We start from the raw sequence: 23,270 nt of genomic DNA, 5'->3' as shown, positions 1-23,270 counted from the left end.
CTACTTACAAATTTAAAATACAAGTAAACATTGTGGGTGATAATTACATTCACACTAACTTCAGCATTATGAATAAAATTTGCTCCTGAACACGAATTCCTAAATAAAAAAGGTGGTGGCTAAGGTGCTTATTTTTAGATGTAGAAAATAACAATTAGAGAAAGAGAGATAAAGAGATGATTGACAATAAAAAGCGTCCTGGCAAAGACCTTGACCGTATCGACAGGAATATATTAAACGAACTACAAAAAGACGGGCGAATTTCTAACGTAGAGTTATCTAAACGAGTTGGTTTATCTCCAACACCTTGTTTAGAGCGTGTACGTCGCCTTGAGAGACAAGGATTTATCTCTGGCTATACTGCGTTATTAAATCCACACTACTTAGATGCATCTTTGCTCGTGTTTGTTGAAATCACACTTAACCGTGGTGCTGCGGATGTATTTGAGCAATTCAATACAGCAGTTCAAAAACTGGAAGAAATTCAGGAATGCCACTTGGTTTCTGGTGACTTTGACTACCTGTTGAAAACGCGTGTGCCAGATATGTCCGCATATCGTAAACTGTTAGGTGAAACTCTGTTACGTTTACCAGGCGTAAACGACACTCGCACCTATGTAGTTATGGAAGAAGTTAAACAAAGCAACCGCTTAGTGATCAAAACTCGCTAATTAGTGCTTTTTAACCTCGCTTCAGCACAGCATTTCAGCTTTGTTGCCGCACTGCAGTTTCAACGCTGAGTTTACTCAGCGTTGTTCCGTTTTTCTCGCCTCATTTGTTGCTTTATAAAAACGTAATATTTTGCTGTTTCACAGCTTCAACTGGCTGCTATCCATGCCTTTCTACCTTGTTTTACGTAAATTACTTAGCAACTGATAAGTTTTATTTCCAATTTATTGATTCTAAAGCTATAAATATTTAGGATTTTTGACGAGAAATAGAAATTGAATCATCATACATTAGATGGAATACTGCACCTTAGTGCTTTTGTGAAGCCTTGATATCTCTTAGTCGCTGTAAAACAGGCAGAGTCAGGCGTTTAATGGTAGAATAAACCTAGGTTAGTCAAGAACATCAGTTAGCAAAGAAATAATAATGAGCCAAGAATATACAGAAGATAAACATATCAAATTTAAAAAACTAAGTAGCGGAAGACGGCTATTAGAGGTTATTTTGCTCGCAATATGCTTGAGCGCACTCTTCTTAATGGTGGCTTTATTGAGCTTCAGCCCTTCAGATCCAAGCTGGTCACAGACCACTTGGAATGCCCCAGTGAAGAATTTAGGGGGTAGTGTAGGTTCATGGAGTGCAGATATTCTTTTCTCTGCTTTTGGTATTCTTGCATTTGCCATTCCTGCACTATTACTCCTAGGCTGCTGGGCGATTTTCCAATATGAAAGTCGGCGCCGATATATTGATTTTTTCTCTTTATCGTTAAGATTAATAGGTGGTTTAGCACTTATTTTATCTTCTTGTGGGCTTGCGGCTCTCAATTTTGACGACTTACCTAATTTCGCCTCTGGTGGTGTGATTGGCAGTGTATTTAGTAATGCAATTATGCCGTGGTTCAATTCATTAGGTGCTACGTTAGCATTGCTGTTTTTATGGGCGATAAGCTTTACGCTGTTTACGGGATGGTCATGGCTTACAATCGCAGAAAAAATTGGTGCAGCGGTACTTCTCCCTATTACTTTGCTAACAAATCGAGCGAGGGGAGACGATTTAGATAACTATGATTACGACGTTGAAGAAACTGAAGGAGCTTTACAGCGTGCGCAAGAAGCTGAGCACAGAGCCAATGACAGCCTAGAAAATATTGATGCGGATGATGTTTTGTTTTCCGCACCCACTGTGGCTGAATTAGTCACTGAAGTCGCTCCAACAACGGAAAAAAATACGGGTGAAGCGGTTGTTACTACAGAAAACCCAATTCCTTCAGTGAATCAAAACACATCAGAGCAAGATTCGGTACCTGCTTTCTCTGCAGTGGATGAGCCGAGCACATATCATTTTGAAGTACCAGAAGATTACCAGCCTAAGCTCGGTGCAAGTTTTGATTCAACATCAGATACCGTTAATGAGCCGTTAGTTCAAGCGTCACCGTATGTTGCACCAGAAGAACCGATATTTAGTGTTCAGCATAATCAACAAATAGAACAACAAAAACAAGACAATACCGCTTATCAAGAATATTCGGATAAACAAGAAACACCTGTTAATCAAGCTGCGTTTGAAGCTCAAGCAACATCAGTGCTCCCACTTGACTCTTCAAGTACAACAGAAAGTTTTATTCCATCATCAGTTACTGAAAGGGTCTCTAATCCAGCTGCATTAGCGGCTGCGGGTATTTCAGTCGCTGCACTGGAGCGCCATGCTCAGGTTAAACAAAATATGGAGCCAGAGCTTCCACGGCCAAATCCTGTTCGTTTGCCGACTCGTCGTGAGTTATATGGTATTCGTATTCCATCGTTACGTGATGCGGAACTACAGCGGCGCGAAGAAGAGGCCTCTAAACGTGAACAAATATATCAGCAGTGGTCTACGAGTGAGTCTGAGCAACCTGAAACTGATGATGAGGCACAACAAGACGAATTACTACGAGCGCAGTTCTTAGAACAGCAACGTGAACGTTATGGTGAAGTTGATGAAACTGATTATGATGTATCGCTTAATAGCCTGCACTCGCATGATGAGCAATTACAAAATGAGCCAATGACTGACAATAGAGTCAGCGCATTTACGCAGCCAGAAATTGAACACCGTTGGGCGTCAGCTTCACAACAATCCAATAATACGCATACAATTCCAGAGCCTGATGAGGCCGTGCCAGTCGTGGATAATGGCTATCAATCTCAGTTTACACAAGAGCAAGAAGACTTTGAGCCTAAAATTGATTTAAGAAAAGAGTTCTCTGTGCTGGATAGTTTTACCCCTGTTGATGATTTGGTTGACAACGAACCAGCTGACCCATTATTTATGCCATCATTTAGCGCGACTTCTGTTACAGCAGGTACCCCACAAAATAATATCGCTGAAGGGCTTGCTAGCTCACCATCAGTAACACAAACTTTTGCGCAGCCACAGCAGCCACAGCAGCCACAGCAGCCACAGCAGCCACAGCAGCCACAGCAGCCACAGCAGCCACAGCAGCCACAGCAGCCACAGCAGCCACAGCAGCCACAGCAGCCACAGCAGCCACAGCAGCCACAGCAAGATAGCTTATTCCACCCGTTCTTAGTGCGTAATGACCAACCATTACCAAAACCAACAACGCCAATGCCATCTCTTGATTTGCTGGCAAGTCCGCCAGCACAAGAAGAGCCAGTGGATATGTTCAAACTAGAACAAACAGCAAGGTTGATTGAAGCAAGGCTTAATGATTACCGCGTTAAAGCTGAAGTGGTTGGTTTTTCTCCAGGCCCTGTCATTACTCGGTTTGAACTTGACCTCGCACCGGGAGTAAAAGCTGCACGGATATCCACATTGTCACGTGACCTTGCTCGTTCGTTATCAACCGTAGCCGTACGTGTTGTAGAAGTGATACCGGGTAAACCTTATGTAGGCCTCGAACTCCCTAATGAGAAACGGCAAACCGTTTACCTAAGTGAAGTCTTAGACTGCGATGATTTCCGCAAAAACCCATCTCCTCTCACTATTGTATTGGGTAAAGATATTGAAGGTGACCCTGTTGTTGCGGATTTAGCGAAAATGCCTCATTTACTCGTTGCGGGGACAACCGGCTCTGGTAAGTCGGTTGGGGTGAATGCAATGATCCTCAGTATCTTGTATAAAGCCAAACCCGAAGATGTTCGCTTTATCATGATTGACCCGAAAATGCTGGAGTTATCCATTTATGAAGGTATTCCGCATCTATTGACTGAAGTGGTTACTGACATGAAAGATGCGGCGAATGCCTTGCGCTGGTGCGTGAATGAAATGGAACGCCGTTATAAACTCATGTCTGCATTAGGGGTACGTAACCTAGCGGGTTATAACGACCGCATTAAAGCAGCAGAAGAAATGGGGCGGCCAATTCCTGATCCACATTGGAAACCCGGTGATAGCATGGATGTAGAACACCCAATGCTGAAAAAAGAACCTTACATTGTTGTCATGGTTGATGAATTTGCCGATTTAATGATGACAGCAGGTAAAAAAGTGGAAGAGTTAATTGCACGGTTGGCACAAAAAGCACGTGCCGCGGGCATTCATTTAGTATTGGCAACTCAACGGCCATCGGTTGATATCATTACTGGACTAATCAAAGCAAATATTCCAACGCGGATTGCATTTACGGTATCCAGTAAAATTGACTCACGCACGATCCTTGACCAAGGCGGCGCTGAATCTTTACTAGGCATGGGGGATATGCTGTATTTACCACCAAACTCTTCAATTCCTGTGCGTGTACACGGTGCTTTTGTTCGTGACCAAGAGGTTCATGCAGTTGTGAATGATTGGAAAGCTCGCGGTAAACCACAATATATTGATAGCATCACGACCTGTAGTGACGATAGCGAAGGTGGTGGTTATGATAGCGGAGGTGAAGAGCTTGACCCACTGTTTGACCAGGCAGTTGAGTTTGTTGTTGAGAAACAACGCGTTTCCATTTCTGGGGTTCAACGCCAATTTAGGATAGGTTATAACCGTGCTGCAAGGATTGTTGAGCAAATGGAGCTCCAAGGTATTGTCAGTGAGCAAGGGCACAATGGTAACCGTGAAGTTCTTGCTCCTCCGTCAATGGGACATTAATAATTTAGTGTGCTAATTGCTGGTTTAATTTAAGGGGTGTATAAAGACGTAACACCTCTTATGGTAATAATTTTAAGGTCTCTCATCGATGAAAAAAATGATGTTATTGGGTGCGTTAGCCCTGAGTTTACATATTGGCCAAGTATTGGCAGACGCAAGCAAAGACCTTCAAGAACGTTTGAATAAGGTCAATAGCTTCCAAGCTAGCTTCTCGCAAAAGGTGACGAGTCCTGAAGGGGATTTGGTTCAAGAAGGTGTTGGGGATTTATGGCTTGAGCGCCCAAATTTATTTAATTGGAACATGACATCACCTGATGAAAGCGTATTGGTGTCAGATGGTAAAGATTTGTGGTTTTATAACCCGTTCGTAGAACAAGTGACGGTGACTAATTTAGCAGATGCTACGCAGGATACGCCATTTCTACTAATTACACGTAACGACCCGAAAGATTGGAAACAGTACTCAATCATTCAGCAGGGAAATACGTTTGATTTAAAACCAAAACAAACTAATGGGACTTTAAAACGTTTCTCCATTACGGTTTCTCCCGAAGGGACGATTGAGCAGTTTTCAGCGGTTGAACAAGATGGCCAAACCAGTGCTTATCAATTAAAAGAGCAAAAAAATGGTCGCGTTGATGCGAGTAAATTCAAGTTTACAGTACCAAAAGGCGTCACTTTAGATGACCAGCGTTCAAATGCTAAATAAGCTTGATTAGAGAAAATATTAGCCAGCAGTATTCATACTTGCTGGTTAATATATAAGATATTTTAAGAAGTAAAAAAGAGGATATAGTGGGTAACCTGTCTCTTGATTTTTCGCAGAATGAATTTCAACCTTTAGCAGCAAGAATGCGGCCTGAAACCCTTGAACAGTATATTGGCCAAAAGCATTTATTGGCTGAGGGGAAGCCGTTGCCACGTGCGATTAAAGCGGGTCATCTGCACTCCATGATTTTATGGGGGCCCCCTGGAACAGGTAAAACAACCCTTGCCGAAATTATTGGTAATTATGCACAAGCCGATATCGAACGTATTTCAGCAGTTACTTCTGGTATTAAGGAAATTCGAGAATCCATCGAAAAAGCCCGGCAAAATCGCAGTGCGGGGCGGAGAACCATTTTATTTGTCGATGAGGTTCATCGTTTTAATAAAAGCCAGCAAGATGCATTTTTACCTCATATAGAAGATGGCACGATTACATTTATTGGTGCAACAACTGAAAACCCATCATTTGAATTAAATTCCGCGTTATTATCACGTGCTAGGGTGTATTTGCTTAAATCCCTTGAAGAAAATGATATTGAACAGGTCTTGTTACAAGCACTGGCAGATTCATCTCGTGGCCTTGGTGGGCAAAATATTGTTCTGCCTGATAACACGCGCAAAATGGTCGCTCAGTTGGTTAATGGGGATGCTAGGCGTTCATTAAATCTGCTGGAAATGATGGCAGATATGGCAGAGGCTGATAGCCAAGGGCAGCGTATTTTAACCGCTGATCTGTTAAAAGAAGTTAGCGGTGAACGTACTGCACGGTTTGATAACAAAGGCGACCGTTATTACGACTTAATCTCTGCTCTGCATAAGTCGATTAGAGGCTCAGCACCAGATGCCGCACTGTATTGGTTTGCAAGGATTATTACTGCGGGTGGTGACCCTCTGTATGTTGCCCGTCGGCTACTTGCAATTGCATCAGAAGATGTGGGGAATGCGGATCCTCGTGCGATGCAAGTCGCCATTTCAGCTTGGGATTGCTTCACGCGAGTGGGGCCAGCCGAAGGCGAGCGTGCAATTGCCCAAGCTATTGTTTATTTAGCTTGTGCGCCGAAAAGTAACGCGGTTTATACCGCCTATAAAGCAGCGATTAAAGATGCACAAATGCAACCAGACTACGATGTGCCAGAACATCTTCGAAATGCCCCAACTAAACTATTAAAAGAAATGGGTGCTGGGAAAGAATATCGTTATGCACATGATGAACCTAACGCATATGCTGCGGGAGAAAATTATTTTCCTGAACCTATGCAAACAACACGTTATTACTACCCTACGAAACGGGGCCAAGAAAGCAAGTTTGCTGAAAAATTAGACTGGTTAGCCCAACAGGATCAAATTAGCACCACAAAACGCTATCGCTAAACTAGGCAATGCGGTAAGGTTATATAGCGAAATACTTTACTTTATTTGTTGTGCTGGAATGCACCTCAAAAAGTATCATTAATTACTAACAATAATCACAGGATAAGCATGCTCGATCCCAATTTACTGCGTACGGAGCTAGACGCGGTTGCTGAAAAACTGGCTCGCAGGGGTTTTACCCTTGATGTGGAAAAGCTGCGTGAATTAGAAGAACGCCGCAAAGTTTTACAAGTTGAAACTGAAACCCTGCAAGCAGACCGTAATTCGCGATCGAAAACTATTGGTGCGGCGAAGGCACGTGGTGAAGATATCGAACCATTACGTCTGGAAGTTAACCAATTAGGCGAAAAATTGGATTCTGCAAAAGCAGAGCTAGATAAGCTGCAACAAGAAATCCGTGATATTGCCTTGAGTATCCCGAACATCCCTGATGACCAAGTACCTGATGGTAAAGATGATTCTGACAACGTTGAAGTTGCTCGTTGGGGTGAACCTCGCCAGTATGACTTCGAAGTTAAAGACCATGTTAGCCTTGGTGAGTTATCTGGTGGCTTAGACTTCCCTGCTGCGGTAAAACTGACAGGAGCACGTTTTGTTGTCATGAAAGGGCAAATTGCTCGCATGCATCGTGCCTTGGCTCAATTTATGCTTGACTTACATACTGAACAACATGGTTACCAAGAGTTGTATGTTCCATATTTAGTCAACCATGACACACTGTACGGAACTGGCCAATTACCAAAGTTTGGTGAAGATTTGTTCCATACTAAACCACTGGAAGAAGAAGCAGACAGCAGTACTTATGCGTTGATCCCAACCGCAGAAGTTCCAGTGACTAACTTGGTTCGTGATGAAATTTTAGATGAAGACTCACTTCCTCTGAAAATGACGGCACATACGCCTTGTTTCCGTTCTGAAGCAGGGTCTTATGGCCGTGATACACGTGGTTTGATCCGTATGCACCAATTTGACAAAGTTGAGTTAGTGCAAATCGTACATCCAGAAAAATCTATGGATGCATTGGAAGAGCTGACTGGCCATGCAGAGAAAGTATTACAATTACTGAACTTGTCTTATCGTAAAGTGATTTTGTGCGCCGGTGATATTGGTTTTGGTTCACGTAAAACCTATGACTTAGAAGTGTGGTTACCAGCGCAAAATACTTATCGTGAAATTTCATCTTGTTCAAACATGTGGGACTTCCAAGCGCGCCGTATGCAAGCGCGTTTCCGCGGTAAGAGTGATAAGAAAACACAACTTGTTCATACCCTGAATGGTTCTGGTTTAGCGGTTGGTCGTACATTGGTGGCGATTTTAGAAAACTACCAATTAGCAGATGGCCGTATTGAAGTTCCAGAAGTATTACGCCCATATATGAAAGGGTTAGAGTACATCGGTTAATTTCCGTTACTCTTTCAAACATAAAGCGCGACTGACGACAGTCGCGTTTTTTTGTGTAAATTTAAAGTGTTCTGGAAAAAGCATCCTCAGGTTAAACCTGATCCCCCCTCAATATTTTCCAAATAGCAGCATTCAATGCATGACATTAATCTACGGTAAAATAAATTTATCGGGGTGATATTGATGGGTGTAATTATTGGTGTTTTCTTATTAGCGGGTATTGTAAAAGGGGTGATCGGGCTAGGCCTACCAACAATCGCGATGGGGTTATTAAGCACATCAATGGAGCCTGCTGCAGCTGCGAGCTTATTAATTATTCCGTCATTAATTACTAATATATGGCAATTATTGATTGGCCCACAATTTATAGCACTAATCAAACGGCTCAGTGGTTTTATTATTGGGGTCATGCTTGGCACATTATTCAGTTTTTTACCTTCTTTAACCTCGGCATCTCGTTGGACACTACCTGCACTGGGTATCGTGCTTATTATCTATGGAATTTGGGGCTTAATTGCTAAAAAAACGCCATCTTTCGAGAAACATGAAACATGGCTTTCGCCAACAGTGGGTTATATTACAGGTGTAATTACAGCAGCTACAGGAGTATTTGTTATTCCAGCAGTCCCTTATTTGCAAACCTTAAAATTAAATAAAGATGAGCTTATTCAGGCTCTAGGGTTAGCATTTACCGCATCAACAGTTGCATTAGCCATCAAGTTATCTATTGACCATCAACAATATGATATTAATTGGAGTTTATCTGCCTTTGCCTTAATACCTGCTATTGGTGGAATGTATCTTGGTCAATATTTACGCAAGATTATTAGCGAGAAATTATTCCGTCGTTGCTTTTTTATTGGGTTAATCGGATTAGGGATTTACATGACGGCAAAATTAGCTTTCAGATGACCAGTTAATTAAAAAATGAATAAACTCGTTGGTATAATCAGGTAATTGGCTGAAATCTCGTGCGCAGATAACTAATTTTCGGCATGCCCAATCTTCGGTCAATTGCAGTATTTTACTAGTAGAAAATTGACTACGCTGTGCCGCTTGTTTGGGAATAATAGCAATGCCAATTCCATCGTTAACCCCTTGCATTACCGCATCTAGTGTTGGCATGCGTACCCGGTAGTTGAGCCGTTTGCCTTGTTGTTTAGCGTTATTATCAATATGTTTTTGTAATGGGTTATCTTCCATTAAACCAATAAATTCAGCATCAATAATATCAGAAAATAGAACGCTTTTTTGGCTTACCCAAAGGCTATCTTTATGGGCAAAAACGACTAATTCATCTGAGCTGAATGGACGAATATCCAGACCAGTGAGGTCAGTAGAATCTGCGATAATACCAATATCTGCAATTTTATTTTTGATGGCAGTGACGATATTAGCACTTGGCATTTCTTTCACGGATACAGACATAGTGGGTTGTTGTCGTAAATAAGCGCTAACACGGGCGGGTAAAAATTCCATTTGAGCTGAAGTATTACAAAGAATATTAATATGCCCACGCAGGTGTCGACTATATTTTCGCAGTTCATCTTGCATTAATTCAATTTGCTGCAAAATTGTTTTCGCATGCTCGATAAATACATGACCTGCATTCGATAATGAAACCCCTTTCACTGAACGAATAAATATATCGATGTTTAATTCATTTTCTAACCCACGTATTCGTTCACTTGCAGATTGCAGTGTAAGATAAGTTAGTTTTGCTCCTTGGGTGATGCTTCCTGCATTGGCTACATTAACACACAGTTTTAAATCAGTGATATCGAAATACATGGAAAACAACTCCAAATTATGAAAAGAAGAGGGAAATTATCATTTAAAGGAATATATGTGAATTTTTTCGGGATAGCAAAAAGGAAAGCAATTGCTTTCCTTTTTTTAGATTTAATGATTTAACAAAGTCGTCAAATCATTAGATTTTGGTTTATTTTACTTGTGAGAAAAACAGGCTGCGATAGCTGCTGTAATAGCAAACATACATAATTGGCATAGAAACTAATAAACCTAAACCTAATGGGATAACTGAAATTATCATTAAGATTGATAAAACGATAAAGAACAGGATACCTGGTAGGAGGTTTTTCTTAACAGCTTGTAAGCTTGCTGAGATTGCAGCGCCAACAGTGAAATCATGGTTCATCACTAATGCAGGAGCAAACCAAGTTAAGGCTGTACCCACTAATGCTGCAATGGCCATTATGATGATTGCAAAGAAGAATGTACCTGAAGACGCAAGGATAGCCGCGTCAGATGGCGAACCGTATTGGTTGCTTTCCATCAGTAAACCGAACATTGCAGAACCACCGATAATAAATGCGATGATCATTCCTACTAAGTTAGCAGCAAAGTTGATGGCTCCAACGGCAAATAGGGTACCAAATTTATTTTGGAAGCCTGCAAATAATAAGCCGATTTCTGCTTGGCCTGTTTTACGTTGATTTTCACTGATAGCAATAATACCACCGATAAAAATAGGTGTAATAAAAGTAATCAGTAAGTTCAAGAATGGGATCATTGAAATGATAAAGATCACCGCAAACAGAACGATGTTAATTAGGATCCACATTCCCAGTTTTTCTTTAACGAGAGACCATGATTGGCTGATCCAGTTAACACCTTCACCTGCATCTACTGCGCGAGGTTCTGCGTGAAAAACGAATGTATCGGCTTGAGTTTGTGCGTTAATTGTAGGTGCAGGGTTGTTATCTGCACTGAAGTTTTCATTATTCATGATAAAAAAGGAACCTGTTAGTCGTAGTGAATTAGCGATATATTATTATTAATAAGTTTTTTGAGCTTATACTCATTCTTGTAACTTATCGGCAGTAGTATGCAGATAAGTTAGCTTATTATAAAGCAGACTATTCTGGTAAGGTATTTTTGATTAAAATTTTCTTGTATAAAATATTTTCTATCGAAATAAGAAGGTTATCTATTCCTTAATGTACTGAATAAAATACGAATATTTAGTATATTTAGTGAAAAAAGCTATTTTTTGGTTCTATCAACAAGGTTAAATCGTCAATTAAATAATCACGATTCATAATAATTAAGTAAGATTTTATTTAATTTAAAAGCTAAATAAGTGATATTGGGTAAGCATCCAACGGCTTAATTTCTTTAAGTACAAACATACTTTGCATTTCTTTGATACCCGGTAACCGGCGAATAACCGTCATAGCAAAGTCGGCATAGGAGTCTAAATCATGGGATACAACCTGTAATAAAAAGTCAGTATCACCACCAATACTGTAGCAAGCGACGACATTTTCTAGCTCAGTCACTTCTTGTTCAAATTTTTGTGCTTCAGCCTCGCTATCACTATCAATAATGACGCGAACAAAAACCATCACACCTAAGCCAATCTTTTTACGATTGAGAATGGCGCGATATCCTTGAATAATATTTTCTTCTTCTAATTTTTTAACCCTTCGCCAACAGGGAGAGGCTGACATGCCTACTTTTTCGGCAAGCACTTGGTTAGTTATTCGAGCGTCATCTTGTAGTAACTTTAGTATTTTTATTTCTGTCTTATCTATTGCCATAAATGAAAATCTCTACCTTAAAAATGCTTTAAATGGGATAAATTTACCTAAATCTTAGCGTGTAATGACTGAGTTAGAAAGCCTATTTCTTTCTTTAAATGCCATAATTATTGGGAAATTGAATACAGATAAAATCATAGGGGACAGGAATGATATTTAATCCAGCTGAGCATCGTTGCGCTATCGTCGTTAATCAGGATTTATCTAACGGGTTGGCAATGAATGCCGCTAGTGTGATTGGCGTGAGTTTAGGAAATAAAGTTAACAATATAGTAGGGGAAGATTTGAACAGTGCGGATAATATCAATTATCCCGGTGTGATTTATGCGCCATTACCGATTTTAAAATCACCGGAGCAGTATATTAAAGAGATTGAAGTGGCTGCATTAAAGGTAAATGAAATATACATTATTCCTTTTAGCTTATTGGCACAATCGTGCCGGACTTATGATGAGTATCAGCAAAAATTATTAGAACACGAATATAAAAATATTCAGTTAGCTGGTATTGGGTTGGTAGGAAATAAAAAGGCGGTGACGCAGCTTATTGGCCACTTACCTTTGTTTAGATAGGAATAATGGCAGATAAAGCAGAGGCTCTATAAAGAGCCTCAAATTGGTTAGTACATTACTTTGTGACCATAACTTTCTAGAATACTTTTAACTCGTTCCATCACTTCTTTTGATGGTGGTCTAACGCCATCTAGTTTGTATTCTTCACCCATGGTTTCCCATTTGTGTTTACCGAGTTCGTGGTAGGGCAGTAATTCGATTTTTTCGATATTGCTCATATCTTTGGTAAATTCGCCCAGTAAATGTACTGAATGGTCATCATCACTCCAACCCGGCACGACAACATAGCGTACCCAAGTTTTCTGGTTGCGTTTGGCAAGGTAACGAGCAAATTCCAAAGTACGATGGTTAGAAACCCCCACTAATTTTTGATGAATTTCATCATCGATTTGCTTTAAATCTAACATCACTAAGTCAGTGACATCCATCAGTTCATCAATCACTGGGTCGTAGCGGCGCACGAATCCATTGGTATCAAGGCAAGTATGAATATTTTCTTTTTTACAGGCACGGAACCAGTCACGTACAAATTCAGCTTGTAAGATAGCTTCTCCGCCTGAGGCGGTAACACCTCCGCCAGTCGCATTCATAAAGTGGCGATAGGTTACGGCTTCTTTCATTAATTCTTCAACGGTAACAATATTGCCACCGTGGGTATCCCAAGTATCGCGGTTATGGCAATACAGGCAGCGCATTAAGCAGCCTTGGAAAAACACAATAAAACGGATCCCAGGACCATCAACGGTTCCGCATGATTCAAACGAATGAATACGGCCGAGTGTGGTTGGGGTTTCTGTCACATTAGTCGTCGCTATTGTTTTGGTTTTAGTATCATTGATAGACATAGCAGGCACTCCAAAATATCCTTCATACCGCAAACTTTAGAGCAAAAATATCGTTGCTGGTATAGATAAAAAGCCCCCGTGAGGGGGCTCAGACTGCTGACAAACATATTATGTTTGGCTGCAAGTCGAATAGGTTTTGAAAATAAACTAGGAAAATCAATTTATTGATTTTCGGCTGATAACACAAAGCGGGAAAAATCACGCTTTTATCCCGCTTTGTCAACAACCTCAGACCCCGTAAAGCGGGGTCTTTAATTTACTTTATTTTAATGAGCTAATTATTACATTGTACTGGTGAAAGTACGAGTAATAACGTCTTGCTGTTGTTCTTTAGTCAGTGAGTTGAAACGTACAGCATAACCAGATACACGGATAGTCAGTTGTGGGTACTTCTCTGGGTTTTCCATTGCATCTAACAGCATTTCACGGTTCATAACGTTAACGTTCAGATGCTGGCCGCCTTCGATAGACGCTTCGTGGTGGAAGTAACCATCCATCAGACCCGCTAAGTTCGTTTTACGAACATCATCATCTTTACCTAACGCATTTGGTACGATAGAGAAAGTATAAGAAATACCATCTTTCGCGTAAGCAAATGGCAGTTTAGCAACAGAAGTCAGTGAAGCTACCGCACCTTTTTGGTCACGACCGTGCATTGGGTTTGCACCTGGTCCGAATGGCGCACCTGCACGACGGCCATCTGGTGTATTACCTGTTTTCTTACCATACACAACGTTAGATGTGATGGTCAGAATTGACTGAGTTGGTACCGCGTTACGGTAAGTAGGCAGTTTCTGAATTTTCTTCATGAAACGTTCAACTAAGTCACACGCGATATCATCTACACGAGAATCGTTGTTACCAAATTGTGGATATTCACCTTCGATTTCGAAGTCGATAGCGATACCGTCTTCATCACGAATTGGTTTAACTTTCGCATATTTGATTGCAGACAGTGAGTCAGCAGCAACAGATAGACCCGCAATACCACAAGCCATGGTGCGATAAACATCACGGTCATGTAACGCCATCAGCGAAGCTTCATAGCTGTATTTATCGTGCATGAAGTGGATGCAGTTCAGTGCAGTGACGTACTGAGTTGCTAACCAATCCATGAAGTGGTCCATTTGGTTCATCACAGTATCGAAATCTAAGACTTCGTCCATGATTGGTGCATGTTTAGGACCAACTTGCATTTTCAGTTTTTCATCAACACCACCGTTGATGGTATACAGCATGGTTTTCGCTAAGTTTGCGCGAGCACCGAAGAACTGCATTTGTTTACCAACAATCATTGGGCTGACGCAACATGCAATTGCGTAGTCATCGTTATTGAAGTCTGGACGCATCAGGTCATCATTTTCATACTGAACTGATGAGGTATCGATAGACACTTTAGCTGCGAATTTTTTGAAATTCATTGGCAGTTTTTCTGACCACAGGATAGTCATGTTTGGCTCAGGAGATGGGCCCATGGTATACAGTGTGTTCAGGAAACGGAATGTGCTTTTCGTTACCAGAGTACGGCCATCAAGGCCCATACCTGCTAATGATTCAGTTGCCCAGATTGGGTCACCAGAGAACAGCTCATCGTATTCAGGAGTACGTAAGAAACGTACCATACGCAGTTTCATGACTAAGTGGTCAATCAATTCTTGCGCTTGTTGTTCGGTGATTTTACCTGCTTCTAAGTCACGTTGGATATACACGTCTAAGAAGGTAGAAACACGACCAAATGACATTGCAGCACCGTTTTGTGATTTAACAGCGGCTAAGTAACCGAAGTAAGTCCACTGTACTGCTTCTTGTGCGTTTGTTGCTGGTGCAGAAATATCGTAACCGTATTTTGCAGCCATTTCTTTCATTTGACCCAATGCACGGTGCTGTTCAGCAATTTCTTCGCGCAGTTGGATAGTCATTTGTAGGTCTTCACCTTTTTCTAATCTTTCTTGCAAAGAGGTGAATTGGTTAAATTTGTCTTTCATCAGGAAATCAATACCGTACAGTGCAACACGACGGTAGTCACCGATGATACGACCACGACCATATGCATCAGGTAGACCAGTTAAGATACCTGATTTACGGCATTTTAAGATGTCTGGCGTGTAAACGTCGAAAACACCTTGGTTGTGAGTTTTACGGTATTCAGTGAAGATTTTTTTGATTTCTGGATCTAAAGTACGGTTGTAAGCTTTGCATGAGCCTTCAACCATTTTGATACCACCGAATGGGATAAGACCACGTTTCAGAGGTGCGTCAGTTTGCAAGCCAACGACTTTTTCTAATTCTTTAGTAATGTAACCTGCATCATGAGAAGTGATGGTTGAAGCGACATCAGTGTCAAAATCAACTGGCGCATGAGTGCGGTTTTCGATTTTGATCCCTTCCATGACTTTATCCCACAACGTGTCAGTTGCTGGAGTAGAGCCTGCTAAGAAAGATTCATCACCTTCATATGGAGTGTAGTTTTTCTGGATGAAGTCACGTACGTTGACGTTATTCTGCCAGTCACCTTGGTTAAAACCTTGCCATGCTAAAGCGAATTTTTCATTTAACTCGGACATGATACTTTTACCTTTTAACAATGGATCTTTTAGGGATCTTAATAAATCTTTTCGTGTGTGTCAGTGGCTATTAATGTTTTTGGCCACTACGTAAATGCATAAACCAATAAATGAGGCCGACTAAAATCGCACCGCCAATAATATTTCCGATAGTGACTGGAATTAAGTTATCTGTAATAAAGTTACCAACCGTTAGGTGTGAAAATTGGTCAGGAGACATATTTATTTGAGACCAATATTCAGCGGGGGCGAACTCTTTAATCATAATGCCTAACGGGATCATGAACATGTTTGCGATACTATGCTCAAAACCGCTCGCTACGAACATCGCGACAGGTAACACTAGAACGACCAGTTTATCAGTTAAACTACGGCCGGAGTAACTCATCCAAACCGCAAGGCAAACCATTAAGTTTGCTAAAATTCCTAATGTAACCGCTTCAATAAAGGTATGGTGTAATTTATGGCTGGTGGTTTGTAATACATTTAACCCCCATTGACCATTGGCTGCGGTGTATTGTCCTGCAAACCAAATCAGTGCAACAAAGAATAACGCACCAATTAAGTTACCAATATAGACATTAAACCAGTTACGGAACATTTGCCCCCAAGTAATTCTTCCTGTGGCTTTTGAGACGATAGTGAGTACGGTGGAGGTGAAAAGATCTGCGCCACATACAACCACTAACATCAGACCTAAGGAGAAACAAATCCCGCCAATAAGTTTAGTGAAACCATAAGGCGCTTCAGCTGCCCCAGTTGTTGCTGTGATATAGAATACAAACGCGATAGAGATAAAAATACCGGCAGTGAATGCTGACAAGTAAGTAATTGCAGGATGTTTATTTGCCTTATAAAAAGAGGCATCATCTGCGACTTGCGCCATTACAGCAGGTGGCAATAAATTAAAAGGGTTGTCAGCTTTCATACCAACACTCTCTTACAAAGTTGATTAATTATAGCACGCAATAATAGTAACAAAGGGGTGAATTGATAAATTTGATATGGATCATGAACTCTCTAGAGAGAGCGGTGAAAATGGTTAGTAAATTGTTAAATTTGAATGTATCTTGTTGATATATAAGGTATAAATATTTTTTAAAATTTATATAAAATTTTTATAAAGTCAGTTTTGAGCATTAAAATAAGTAAAAATATACGCGTAAATGTTAACTATTTAAGATGAATATGATCCTTTTGGCATACAATTTAACTTATGTTTGCATAATACCCTATTTAATTCGGGGGGATTCCGATATATATTCCTTAACCAAACCTTATTTCTGCAATATTTATCTAACAATAATGTAAATAATAAAAGATTCGTATAAATGAATCTACAAATGAAAGTGATATATGTTAACTAATCAAACAGCTTTTAATGTTATGGCTAGGTATAAAACTCAATATCTTCGAGTGTGTTCAATTCTTGCTCAATACGTTCACGACTTGCTAAAAGTGTTTTGATGACTTGGTTCACTTTGGATTCATCAATGCGGAAAGTTGGGATAGACACACTAATTGCAGCTATGATTTTATCCCGCTGACGCAATGCAACAGCATAGCAGGTCGTTTCTTCATTTATTTCTTTATTATCAACGGCATAATTATTTTCACGAACTGCGTTAAGCTTTAGGCGCAGTTCAGCCAAAGTTTGCACACTGTATTGGGTTAACGGGGTAAAACCTGAAGGATAAAGCTCGGAAATTTGTTGGTCACTGTAGTTAAAAATCATGGCCTTACCCAGTGCCGAGTAAATAGCAGGCAAACGAGTACCAATATTAGAGATTAATTGGACCTTTTGGGCTGATTGGACTTTATCAATGTATAGTACATCGGCACCGTCTAAAATCCCCATTTGACACACTTCATTGCATTCATCAACAATATGTACCATTTCCCGATGAACCATTTTTAGCCAATAGGATTTTTCGAAAAATGAGCGGGAAAGGAGTGAGCAGGCGATACCTAAATAATACAGCTGGCTATTGTCATCATAATTAATATATCGATGTTCAACCAACGTTTTTAAGATAGGATAAATAGTCCCCTTTAAGATTTGTGTTTTATCAGAAAGTTGTGTCAAAGAAAGCCCAGTATTTTCAGCCGATAAAACTTGCAGTATTTCTAATACCCGAATTGTCGGCATGTGCCCCGTAGACATTAAACCACCTCACTGATTAATTTTGTCGCTATTCTAGGTTTAAAATACCACTATGTAAATCATCTCAGGAATACGTTTAATCTCAAATTGGTCACTCTTAATAATGGGTAAAGTCATCCAAAAGGCGTGACCTTGCTCAAAATTTAGCAATAAAAAAATTATTCTTTAGTTAGCTTTATGACCACTTAATCCCTTCAAATATCTTTTTAATCAGATTATTACATAAAATTTTCATATGAGTTGTATGAATTTGACTCAATCCATGATTCATGATTTCTTGTTTATTGTTTTTATTTATGAATTCAGTTTGTATATATGAACAATAATAGGTAAGGAGATTACCGGTATGGAAAGTCGTTATATCACTCCAGTAGTGACCATCTTTGATGACAAAGGTCGAGTGGATATAGAACAAAATATACGTGTTTATGACTCATTGAAGGGCAAAGTCTCCGGTTTTGTCACTATGGGAAGCACGGGGGAGTTTTTTGCGCTCAATATGCAGAGCTCAAAAAAACTCATCGACCTATGTGGTCGTTACCCAAAGGAGGAAATGCGTGTTTATGCAGGGGCAAGCCGCCTTGATGTGGAAGAGTCGATTGAATTGGCTAACTATGCATATGAAAAAGGAATTGATGGGGTGATGATCATTAGCCCATATTATTTCCCGCTAGATGATGAAGGTGTTTTTCGTTTTTACAGTGCGATAGCAGCAAAAACATCTGCTAACATTTTCATTTATAACTTTCCTGAACGAACAGGTTATTCTGTCTCCCCTGATGTTTGCCTACGTTTAGCGGATAAATATCCCAATATCATCGGGTTGAAAGATACCATTCCTGACACGACTCATACCGCCCAAGTGATTGAAACGGTGAAATCACGCTTGCCTCATTTTGAGGTATACGCAGGTTACGATAATAACTTTGCTCATGTGGTTTTATCGGGGGGAAATGGTTGCATTGGTGGGCTTTCAAATATTGTTCCACAGTTTTTTGCATCGTGGATGCAGGCGTTTATCCAGGGTGATTTAGCATTAGTGGCAAAACACCAACAACAAGTAGACCAATTGATGGCTATATATAGTGTCAATGCACCATTTATCCCAACCTTTAAAAAAGCATTGCAGCTAAAAGGTGTGGTTAATTCAGACTATTGTACAGCGCCATTTATTGGCTTGAACAATATACAGATTGAGCAACTTCAGCAGTTATTAACCCTTGCTGATTTACCGCTCTGACCTTTCCTGAATCAAACACAATAGAACATCTTACCAACAGGGAAAAATATCATGGCGACAACGAAAGCTTATAACAATCCTGTTTTAAATTCTGCGATAGCCAAATCGTGGAAACGTTTAGTACCCCTGATGTTTATTTTGTATTTTGTTGCCAACTCGTCGCATCGAAATCTCAGTGCTGTGTATGTTAGCCGCAGCATTAGGTTTGGCATTGTCAGCATTTGCAAGCCCTGTTTTTGCTATTGCAGCATTATATTTAAGCGCTGTTGGTTTTTTATCCGTTCAACCAGTATTTTGGACGTTTCCTCCTCAGTTATTAAGCGGCCCTGCATTAGCAGCAGGAATTGGTTTCTGTACCACCATGGGGGCATTCTGTTCATTCCTCGCACCAATCATTCGCGTGGAAGTCGATAAAATGATGAATAGCAATACCGCAGGTATCGTGATATTAGCGGTGATCACCGTCGGTTGTGCCGTTTTAATCGCATTACTTAAAAAAAACACTCATAACAACAACCTCAAAGCATTGTCATCTAACTAATGACAATTTTTAGGAAGGTGTGACATGCAAAAAATTCTCAAAATTGATGAGAGCGACAACCTAATTGTTGCTTTGAAAGACCTGCAAGCAGGAGATATCTACCACTGGGGAAGTGAAGAAGTGACCCTAGTGACCGATGTGAAAGCAAAACACAAGTTCGCCATGGAAGCGATACCCGTTGATGGTATTGTTTCGATGTATGGTACTGCAGTAGGAAAAGCCACAAAGCCAATCGCAAAAGGTGAAGTTATCACAGTCGATAATATTCGCCACTATGCAGCTCCGGTTTCTTTAGAGCAAGATGCGCCATATGAGTGGAATGCGCCAGATGTATCGGCATATCAAGGACGTACATTTAAAGGCTATATACGTGAAGATGGGCGAGTGGGAACTGCAAACTATTGGTTAATCTTTCCATTAGTATTTTGTGAAAACCGCAATGTAACAAAGCTCACTGATGCCTTAAATGAGGCATTAGGTTATACCAATAATAGTTTGAAAAACTTTGCGTTAGATTTAACCGCAGGCGAGCAAAGGGAAGCCGCAAAACCTAAATTATTCCCACATATAGAAGGTGTGCGTTACATTACGGTCACGAGTGGTTGTGGTGGGGCGACTTCTGACAGTAAAACGATGTGTGATGTGCTTGCTGCTTATGCAGATCACCCTAATGTGATAGGTATTACGGTGTTTAGTTTGGGCTGCGAAAAAGCACAGCGCAAAATGTTTAAAGAGTCACTGGCTGCTCGAAACTCCAATTTTAATAAGCCTGCACTTTACTTCCGCCAGCAAGAATGGAATAGCGAAGAAGAAATGATGCAAACCGCTTTGAAGCAAACTTATGAGTGCATGAAGGCTGTCGAACCACAGTCCCGTGTGGATGTTCCGTTGTCTCATTTAAAACTCGGTGTGAAATGTGGCGCTTCTGACGGTTTTTCTGGTATTTCGGGTAATCCTGCGATGGGGCTAGTTTCTGATTGGTTAGTGACCTTGGGGGGCGCATCAGGTTTAGCTGAATTCCCTGAATTGTGTGGTGCAGAAGGGGACATGGTGAAACGGTGCGTGTCTTTTGAGGATAAGAGAAAATTCTTAGACTTGATGGAGCGTTATGAAAAGACAGCAAATTTCTTTAATACTACGATTGCCGATAACCCGAGCCCCGGTAATATTGCAGATGGACTAATAACAGATGCAATTAAATCGACGGGAGCGGCTAAAAAAGGCGGAACGTCGCCGATTAGTGCAGTGTGTGACTATGCGGAGCCTATGCCTGACAGCGGGTTATCATTAGTTTGCACGCCGGGTAATGATGTTGATGCGGTTACCGGCCTTGTTGCTGCGGGGTGTAATGTGGTTATTTTTCAACAGGACTTGGAACTCCTACAGGGAACCCGATTGTGCCAGTTTTAAAAATATCGACTAATAGTGCCATTGCAGAGCGTCTGTCAGACATAATTGATTATGATTGCGGGCCAATTATTGATGGGGTTCCACTACCAACAATTAGTAAAGGGTTATTTGAACGGGTGATTGAAACGGCAAGCGGTGACTATCAGGTTCAAGCGGACCGATTAGAACAGTTTGATTTCTTATTATGGAAACGTTCATTGGATTTATAATTAATATAAACCAATAAATTGTGAAAATGTTGACGGGGCAAGTTCCCCGTCAACGATTTAATTCACATTATGCATTATCACGCTTTGCTTTTTGCAGCTTTTCATAAGCAGCCAGCAAGGCTTGATGCGCAGGAAGTGCTTTAAGTTCTTCGTCAATAGACCACAAGCCATAGAAGCATGATTCCCCAGCGATAGCGGCTGATGCAGCATTTACTGCCTCTTGACCATACATACGTACAAAGGCGTTGTAGTATTGTGCAGGATCACGTTCTTCTTCTTGGGATAACAACAACAGGGTTTGCAAGCAACGATAATAATTTGCACGCTCAGCAGTAAATACCGAGCTATTGAAGTCTTGTGTCCATTCAACCCAAGTAAGTGCTTGCTCGAGATCACCACCAGCCAGTGCCAACATGGATTTTAGTTCGCCAATACGCAGGTTACTCCACCCATTGTCTTTACCTACAGCCAAACCAAGTAATTCACGAACACGGGTAAAATCATCTAAACCATCATCATCTAATTGCTCGATAAGGGCAAGATAATCTTGTTTTTCCCATTGGCTATCAGGTAGGTTGATAATGGTGTCACGTAAATAAGCGCCCATCGCGTTATTGGCGATATGTAAGTCTTCTACTGGGTAAATATCAGACATACCTGGGACTAAAATACGGCAAGCGTAGACACCCAAATGGTTATAATCTGCAATATAGATTTCAGCATCTAATTTATTGAAAATACTGATAAGTGTTGCAAATTCTTCTTGAGTTGTGCCTTTAAAACTCCAATCTGCAAAGGCATAATCGGCATTATCTTTAAACAGATCCCAGCTAATTAAACCGCTTGAATCAATAAAGTGAGTTTCAAGATTCGTATGCTCTGCTACTTCTTCGTCATCAAAGGTTGGTGCATTAAACACATCGAGGTCTTTTAAGCCACGGCCTTGCAGCAATTCTGTGACAGTACGCTCAAGGGCCACACCAAAGTCAGGATGAGCACCAAATGAGGCAAAGCAAGTCCCGTTCTGTGGATTGAACAACACCACACAAATTACAGGGTATTGTCCGCCTAGTGATGCGTCATAACAGAAAATTGGAAAACCTTCTTTCTCTAAGGTTTCAACCGCTTCAACGACTGCAGGGTAGCGCGCCATAACATCTTCTGGGATAGCTGGCAGGCTAATACTTTCAGCGATGATTTTATTTTTCACAAAACGTTCAAAGACTTCGGAAAGACCTTGTACACGAGCTTCATTGGCTGTATTTCCCGCAGACATACCGTTAGAGACATACAAATTACCGACAATATTCATTGGAATATACACGGTTTGGTTGTCTGATTGACGGGTAAATGGCAGTGCACAAATACCGCGTTCTTCATTACCAGATTGCAAGTCAATTAATTGGCTGGCGGCTAAGGCGTTGTCGGGGTCATAAAACTTAATCAAACGATTGTCTAATAACCCTTCAGGTAAGCTATCATCTTCGGTTAATGGGAACCATTTTTCATTAGGGTAGTGGACAAAATCCCCTTCAGCAATAGATTTACCTAGGTAGAAATCCGCAAAGAAGTAATTCGTTGATAAACGCTCAAAATACTCACCAAGCGCTGAGGCTAATGCAGCTTTCTTGCTCGCCCCTTTACCATTAGTAAAGCAAAGTGGGCACGCTTTATCGCGGATATGTACAGACCAAACGTTAGGTACAGGGTTTAACCAAGAGGCTTCTTCAATATCAAACCCTAATTTCTTTAATTTGGTTTGAAATGCATCAATGGAATCTTCAAGAGCGGCATCTTTGCCGGGAATAAAAGTTTGGCTCATTGTCAGTCACTTGTGAATAGAGTGTTTCAAACGGGCTATGATACGGAT

The 23,270-nt window shown here is 40.7% G+C and carries 16 protein-coding genes and 2 pseudogenes; 10 read left to right on the top strand and 8 right to left on the bottom strand.

Going from position 1 to position 23,270, the window contains the following annotated elements; all coding sequences use genetic code 11:
- Positions 1-176: 176 nt before the first annotated feature.
- The 6 genes from lrp to M1F26_RS13010 all read left to right on the top strand — a co-directional run bounded on the left by lrp (position 177) and on the right by M1F26_RS13010 (position 9,204).
- Positions 177-671 carry a leucine-responsive transcriptional regulator Lrp gene (lrp, locus tag M1F26_RS13035; RefSeq protein ID WP_004256338.1) on the top strand — a complete coding sequence of 165 codons (495 nt, stop codon included), beginning with the start codon at positions 177-179 and terminating at the stop codon, positions 669-671.
- A gap of 424 nt (positions 672-1,095) precedes the next feature.
- Positions 1,096-4,752, top strand: coding sequence for a DNA translocase FtsK 4TM domain-containing protein (locus M1F26_RS13030; RefSeq protein ID WP_318839320.1), 3,657 nt, complete (start codon positions 1,096-1,098; stop codon positions 4,750-4,752).
- Between the two features lie 88 nt (positions 4,753-4,840).
- Entirely contained in the window at positions 4,841-5,461 is a 621-nt protein-coding gene (lolA, locus tag M1F26_RS13025; RefSeq protein WP_140170802.1) for an outer membrane lipoprotein chaperone LolA, read from the top strand.
- Between the two features lie 86 nt (positions 5,462-5,547).
- Entirely contained in the window at positions 5,548-6,891 is a 1,344-nt protein-coding gene (locus M1F26_RS13020) for a replication-associated recombination protein A (RefSeq protein ID WP_094960674.1), read from the top strand.
- Positions 6,892-6,999: 108 nt separating this feature from the next.
- Positions 7,000-8,292: a serine--tRNA ligase gene (gene serS, locus M1F26_RS13015; RefSeq protein ID WP_140170801.1), complete on the top strand. Its 1,293-nt coding sequence runs from the start codon at positions 7,000-7,002 to the stop codon at positions 8,290-8,292.
- A gap of 183 nt (positions 8,293-8,475) precedes the next feature.
- Positions 8,476-9,204 (top strand): sulfite exporter TauE/SafE family protein, encoded by a 729-nt coding sequence (locus M1F26_RS13010; protein WP_140170800.1) that lies wholly within the window; start codon positions 8,476-8,478, stop codon positions 9,202-9,204.
- Here the strand turns inward: M1F26_RS13010 and M1F26_RS13005 are convergent.
- From M1F26_RS13005 to M1F26_RS12995, 3 genes are all read right to left on the bottom strand, one after another.
- On the bottom strand, positions 9,190-10,083 hold the full coding sequence (locus tag M1F26_RS13005) for a LysR substrate-binding domain-containing protein (protein WP_140170799.1): 894 nt from the start codon (positions 10,081-10,083) through the stop codon (positions 9,190-9,192). The genes M1F26_RS13010 and M1F26_RS13005 overlap by 15 nt on opposite strands.
- Before the next feature lie 151 nt (positions 10,084-10,234).
- Positions 10,235-11,041: a BPSS1780 family membrane protein gene (locus M1F26_RS13000; RefSeq protein WP_004256309.1), complete on the bottom strand. Its 807-nt coding sequence runs from the start codon at positions 11,039-11,041 to the stop codon at positions 10,235-10,237.
- 346 nt (positions 11,042-11,387) lie between these two features.
- Positions 11,388-11,855: an Lrp/AsnC family transcriptional regulator gene (locus M1F26_RS12995; protein ID WP_004256307.1), complete on the bottom strand. Its 468-nt coding sequence runs from the start codon at positions 11,853-11,855 to the stop codon at positions 11,388-11,390.
- A 149-nt stretch (positions 11,856-12,004) separates the two neighbouring features.
- Between M1F26_RS12995 and M1F26_RS12990 the strand changes: the two genes are divergently transcribed.
- Positions 12,005-12,427 (top strand): DUF2000 domain-containing protein, encoded by a 423-nt coding sequence (locus tag M1F26_RS12990; RefSeq protein WP_004256305.1) that lies wholly within the window; start codon positions 12,005-12,007, stop codon positions 12,425-12,427.
- 47 nt (positions 12,428-12,474) lie between these two features.
- Here the strand turns inward: M1F26_RS12990 and pflA are convergent, their stop codons facing one another.
- The 4 genes from pflA to M1F26_RS12970 all read right to left on the bottom strand — a co-directional run bounded on the left by pflA (position 12,475) and on the right by M1F26_RS12970 (position 18,000).
- Positions 12,475-13,272, bottom strand: coding sequence for a pyruvate formate lyase 1-activating protein (gene pflA / locus M1F26_RS12985; RefSeq protein ID WP_227528824.1), 798 nt, complete (start codon positions 13,270-13,272; stop codon positions 12,475-12,477).
- A gap of 281 nt (positions 13,273-13,553) precedes the next feature.
- Entirely contained in the window at positions 13,554-15,836 is a 2,283-nt protein-coding gene (pflB, locus tag M1F26_RS12980) for a formate C-acetyltransferase (RefSeq protein ID WP_140170798.1), read from the bottom strand.
- Positions 15,837-15,906: 70 nt separating this feature from the next.
- The gene (focA, locus tag M1F26_RS12975) at positions 15,907-16,764 is read right to left on the bottom strand and encodes a formate transporter FocA (protein WP_004256299.1); all 858 of its coding nucleotides are present in this window, start codon (positions 16,762-16,764) and stop codon (positions 15,907-15,909) included.
- Between the two features lie 462 nt (positions 16,765-17,226).
- A complete protein-coding gene (locus M1F26_RS12970; RefSeq protein WP_140170797.1) occupies positions 17,227-18,000 on the bottom strand; it encodes an IclR family transcriptional regulator in 774 nt (257 codons plus the stop codon).
- Positions 18,001-18,346: 346 nt separating this feature from the next.
- Here M1F26_RS12970 and M1F26_RS12965 point away from each other — a divergent pair, with 346 nt between their 5' ends.
- The 3 genes and pseudogenes from M1F26_RS12965 to M1F26_RS12955 all read left to right on the top strand — a co-directional run bounded on the left by M1F26_RS12965 (position 18,347) and on the right by M1F26_RS12955 (position 21,400).
- Positions 18,347-19,240, top strand: a complete 894-nt coding sequence (locus M1F26_RS12965; RefSeq protein ID WP_140170796.1) for a dihydrodipicolinate synthase family protein — start codon at positions 18,347-18,349, stop codon at positions 19,238-19,240.
- Positions 19,241-19,391: 151 nt separating this feature from the next.
- Positions 19,392-19,781, top strand: a pseudogene (locus M1F26_RS12960) (MFS transporter); the annotation flags it as partial.
- 24 nt (positions 19,782-19,805) lie between these two features.
- Positions 19,806-21,400, top strand: a pseudogene (locus tag M1F26_RS12955) (UxaA family hydrolase).
- Between the two features lie 67 nt (positions 21,401-21,467).
- Here the strand turns inward: M1F26_RS12955 and ycaO are convergent.
- The gene (gene ycaO, locus M1F26_RS12950) at positions 21,468-23,222 is read right to left on the bottom strand and encodes a 30S ribosomal protein S12 methylthiotransferase accessory factor YcaO (RefSeq protein WP_140170795.1); all 1,755 of its coding nucleotides are present in this window, start codon (positions 23,220-23,222) and stop codon (positions 21,468-21,470) included.
- Positions 23,223-23,270: the final 48 nt, after the last annotated feature.

It is taken from the genome of Providencia sp. PROV048 (assembly GCF_033688165.1).
Taxonomy (GTDB): Bacteria; Pseudomonadota; Gammaproteobacteria; order Enterobacterales; family Enterobacteriaceae; genus Providencia; species Providencia hangzhouensis.
This window is presented reverse-complemented; position numbering and strand designations above follow the sequence as displayed.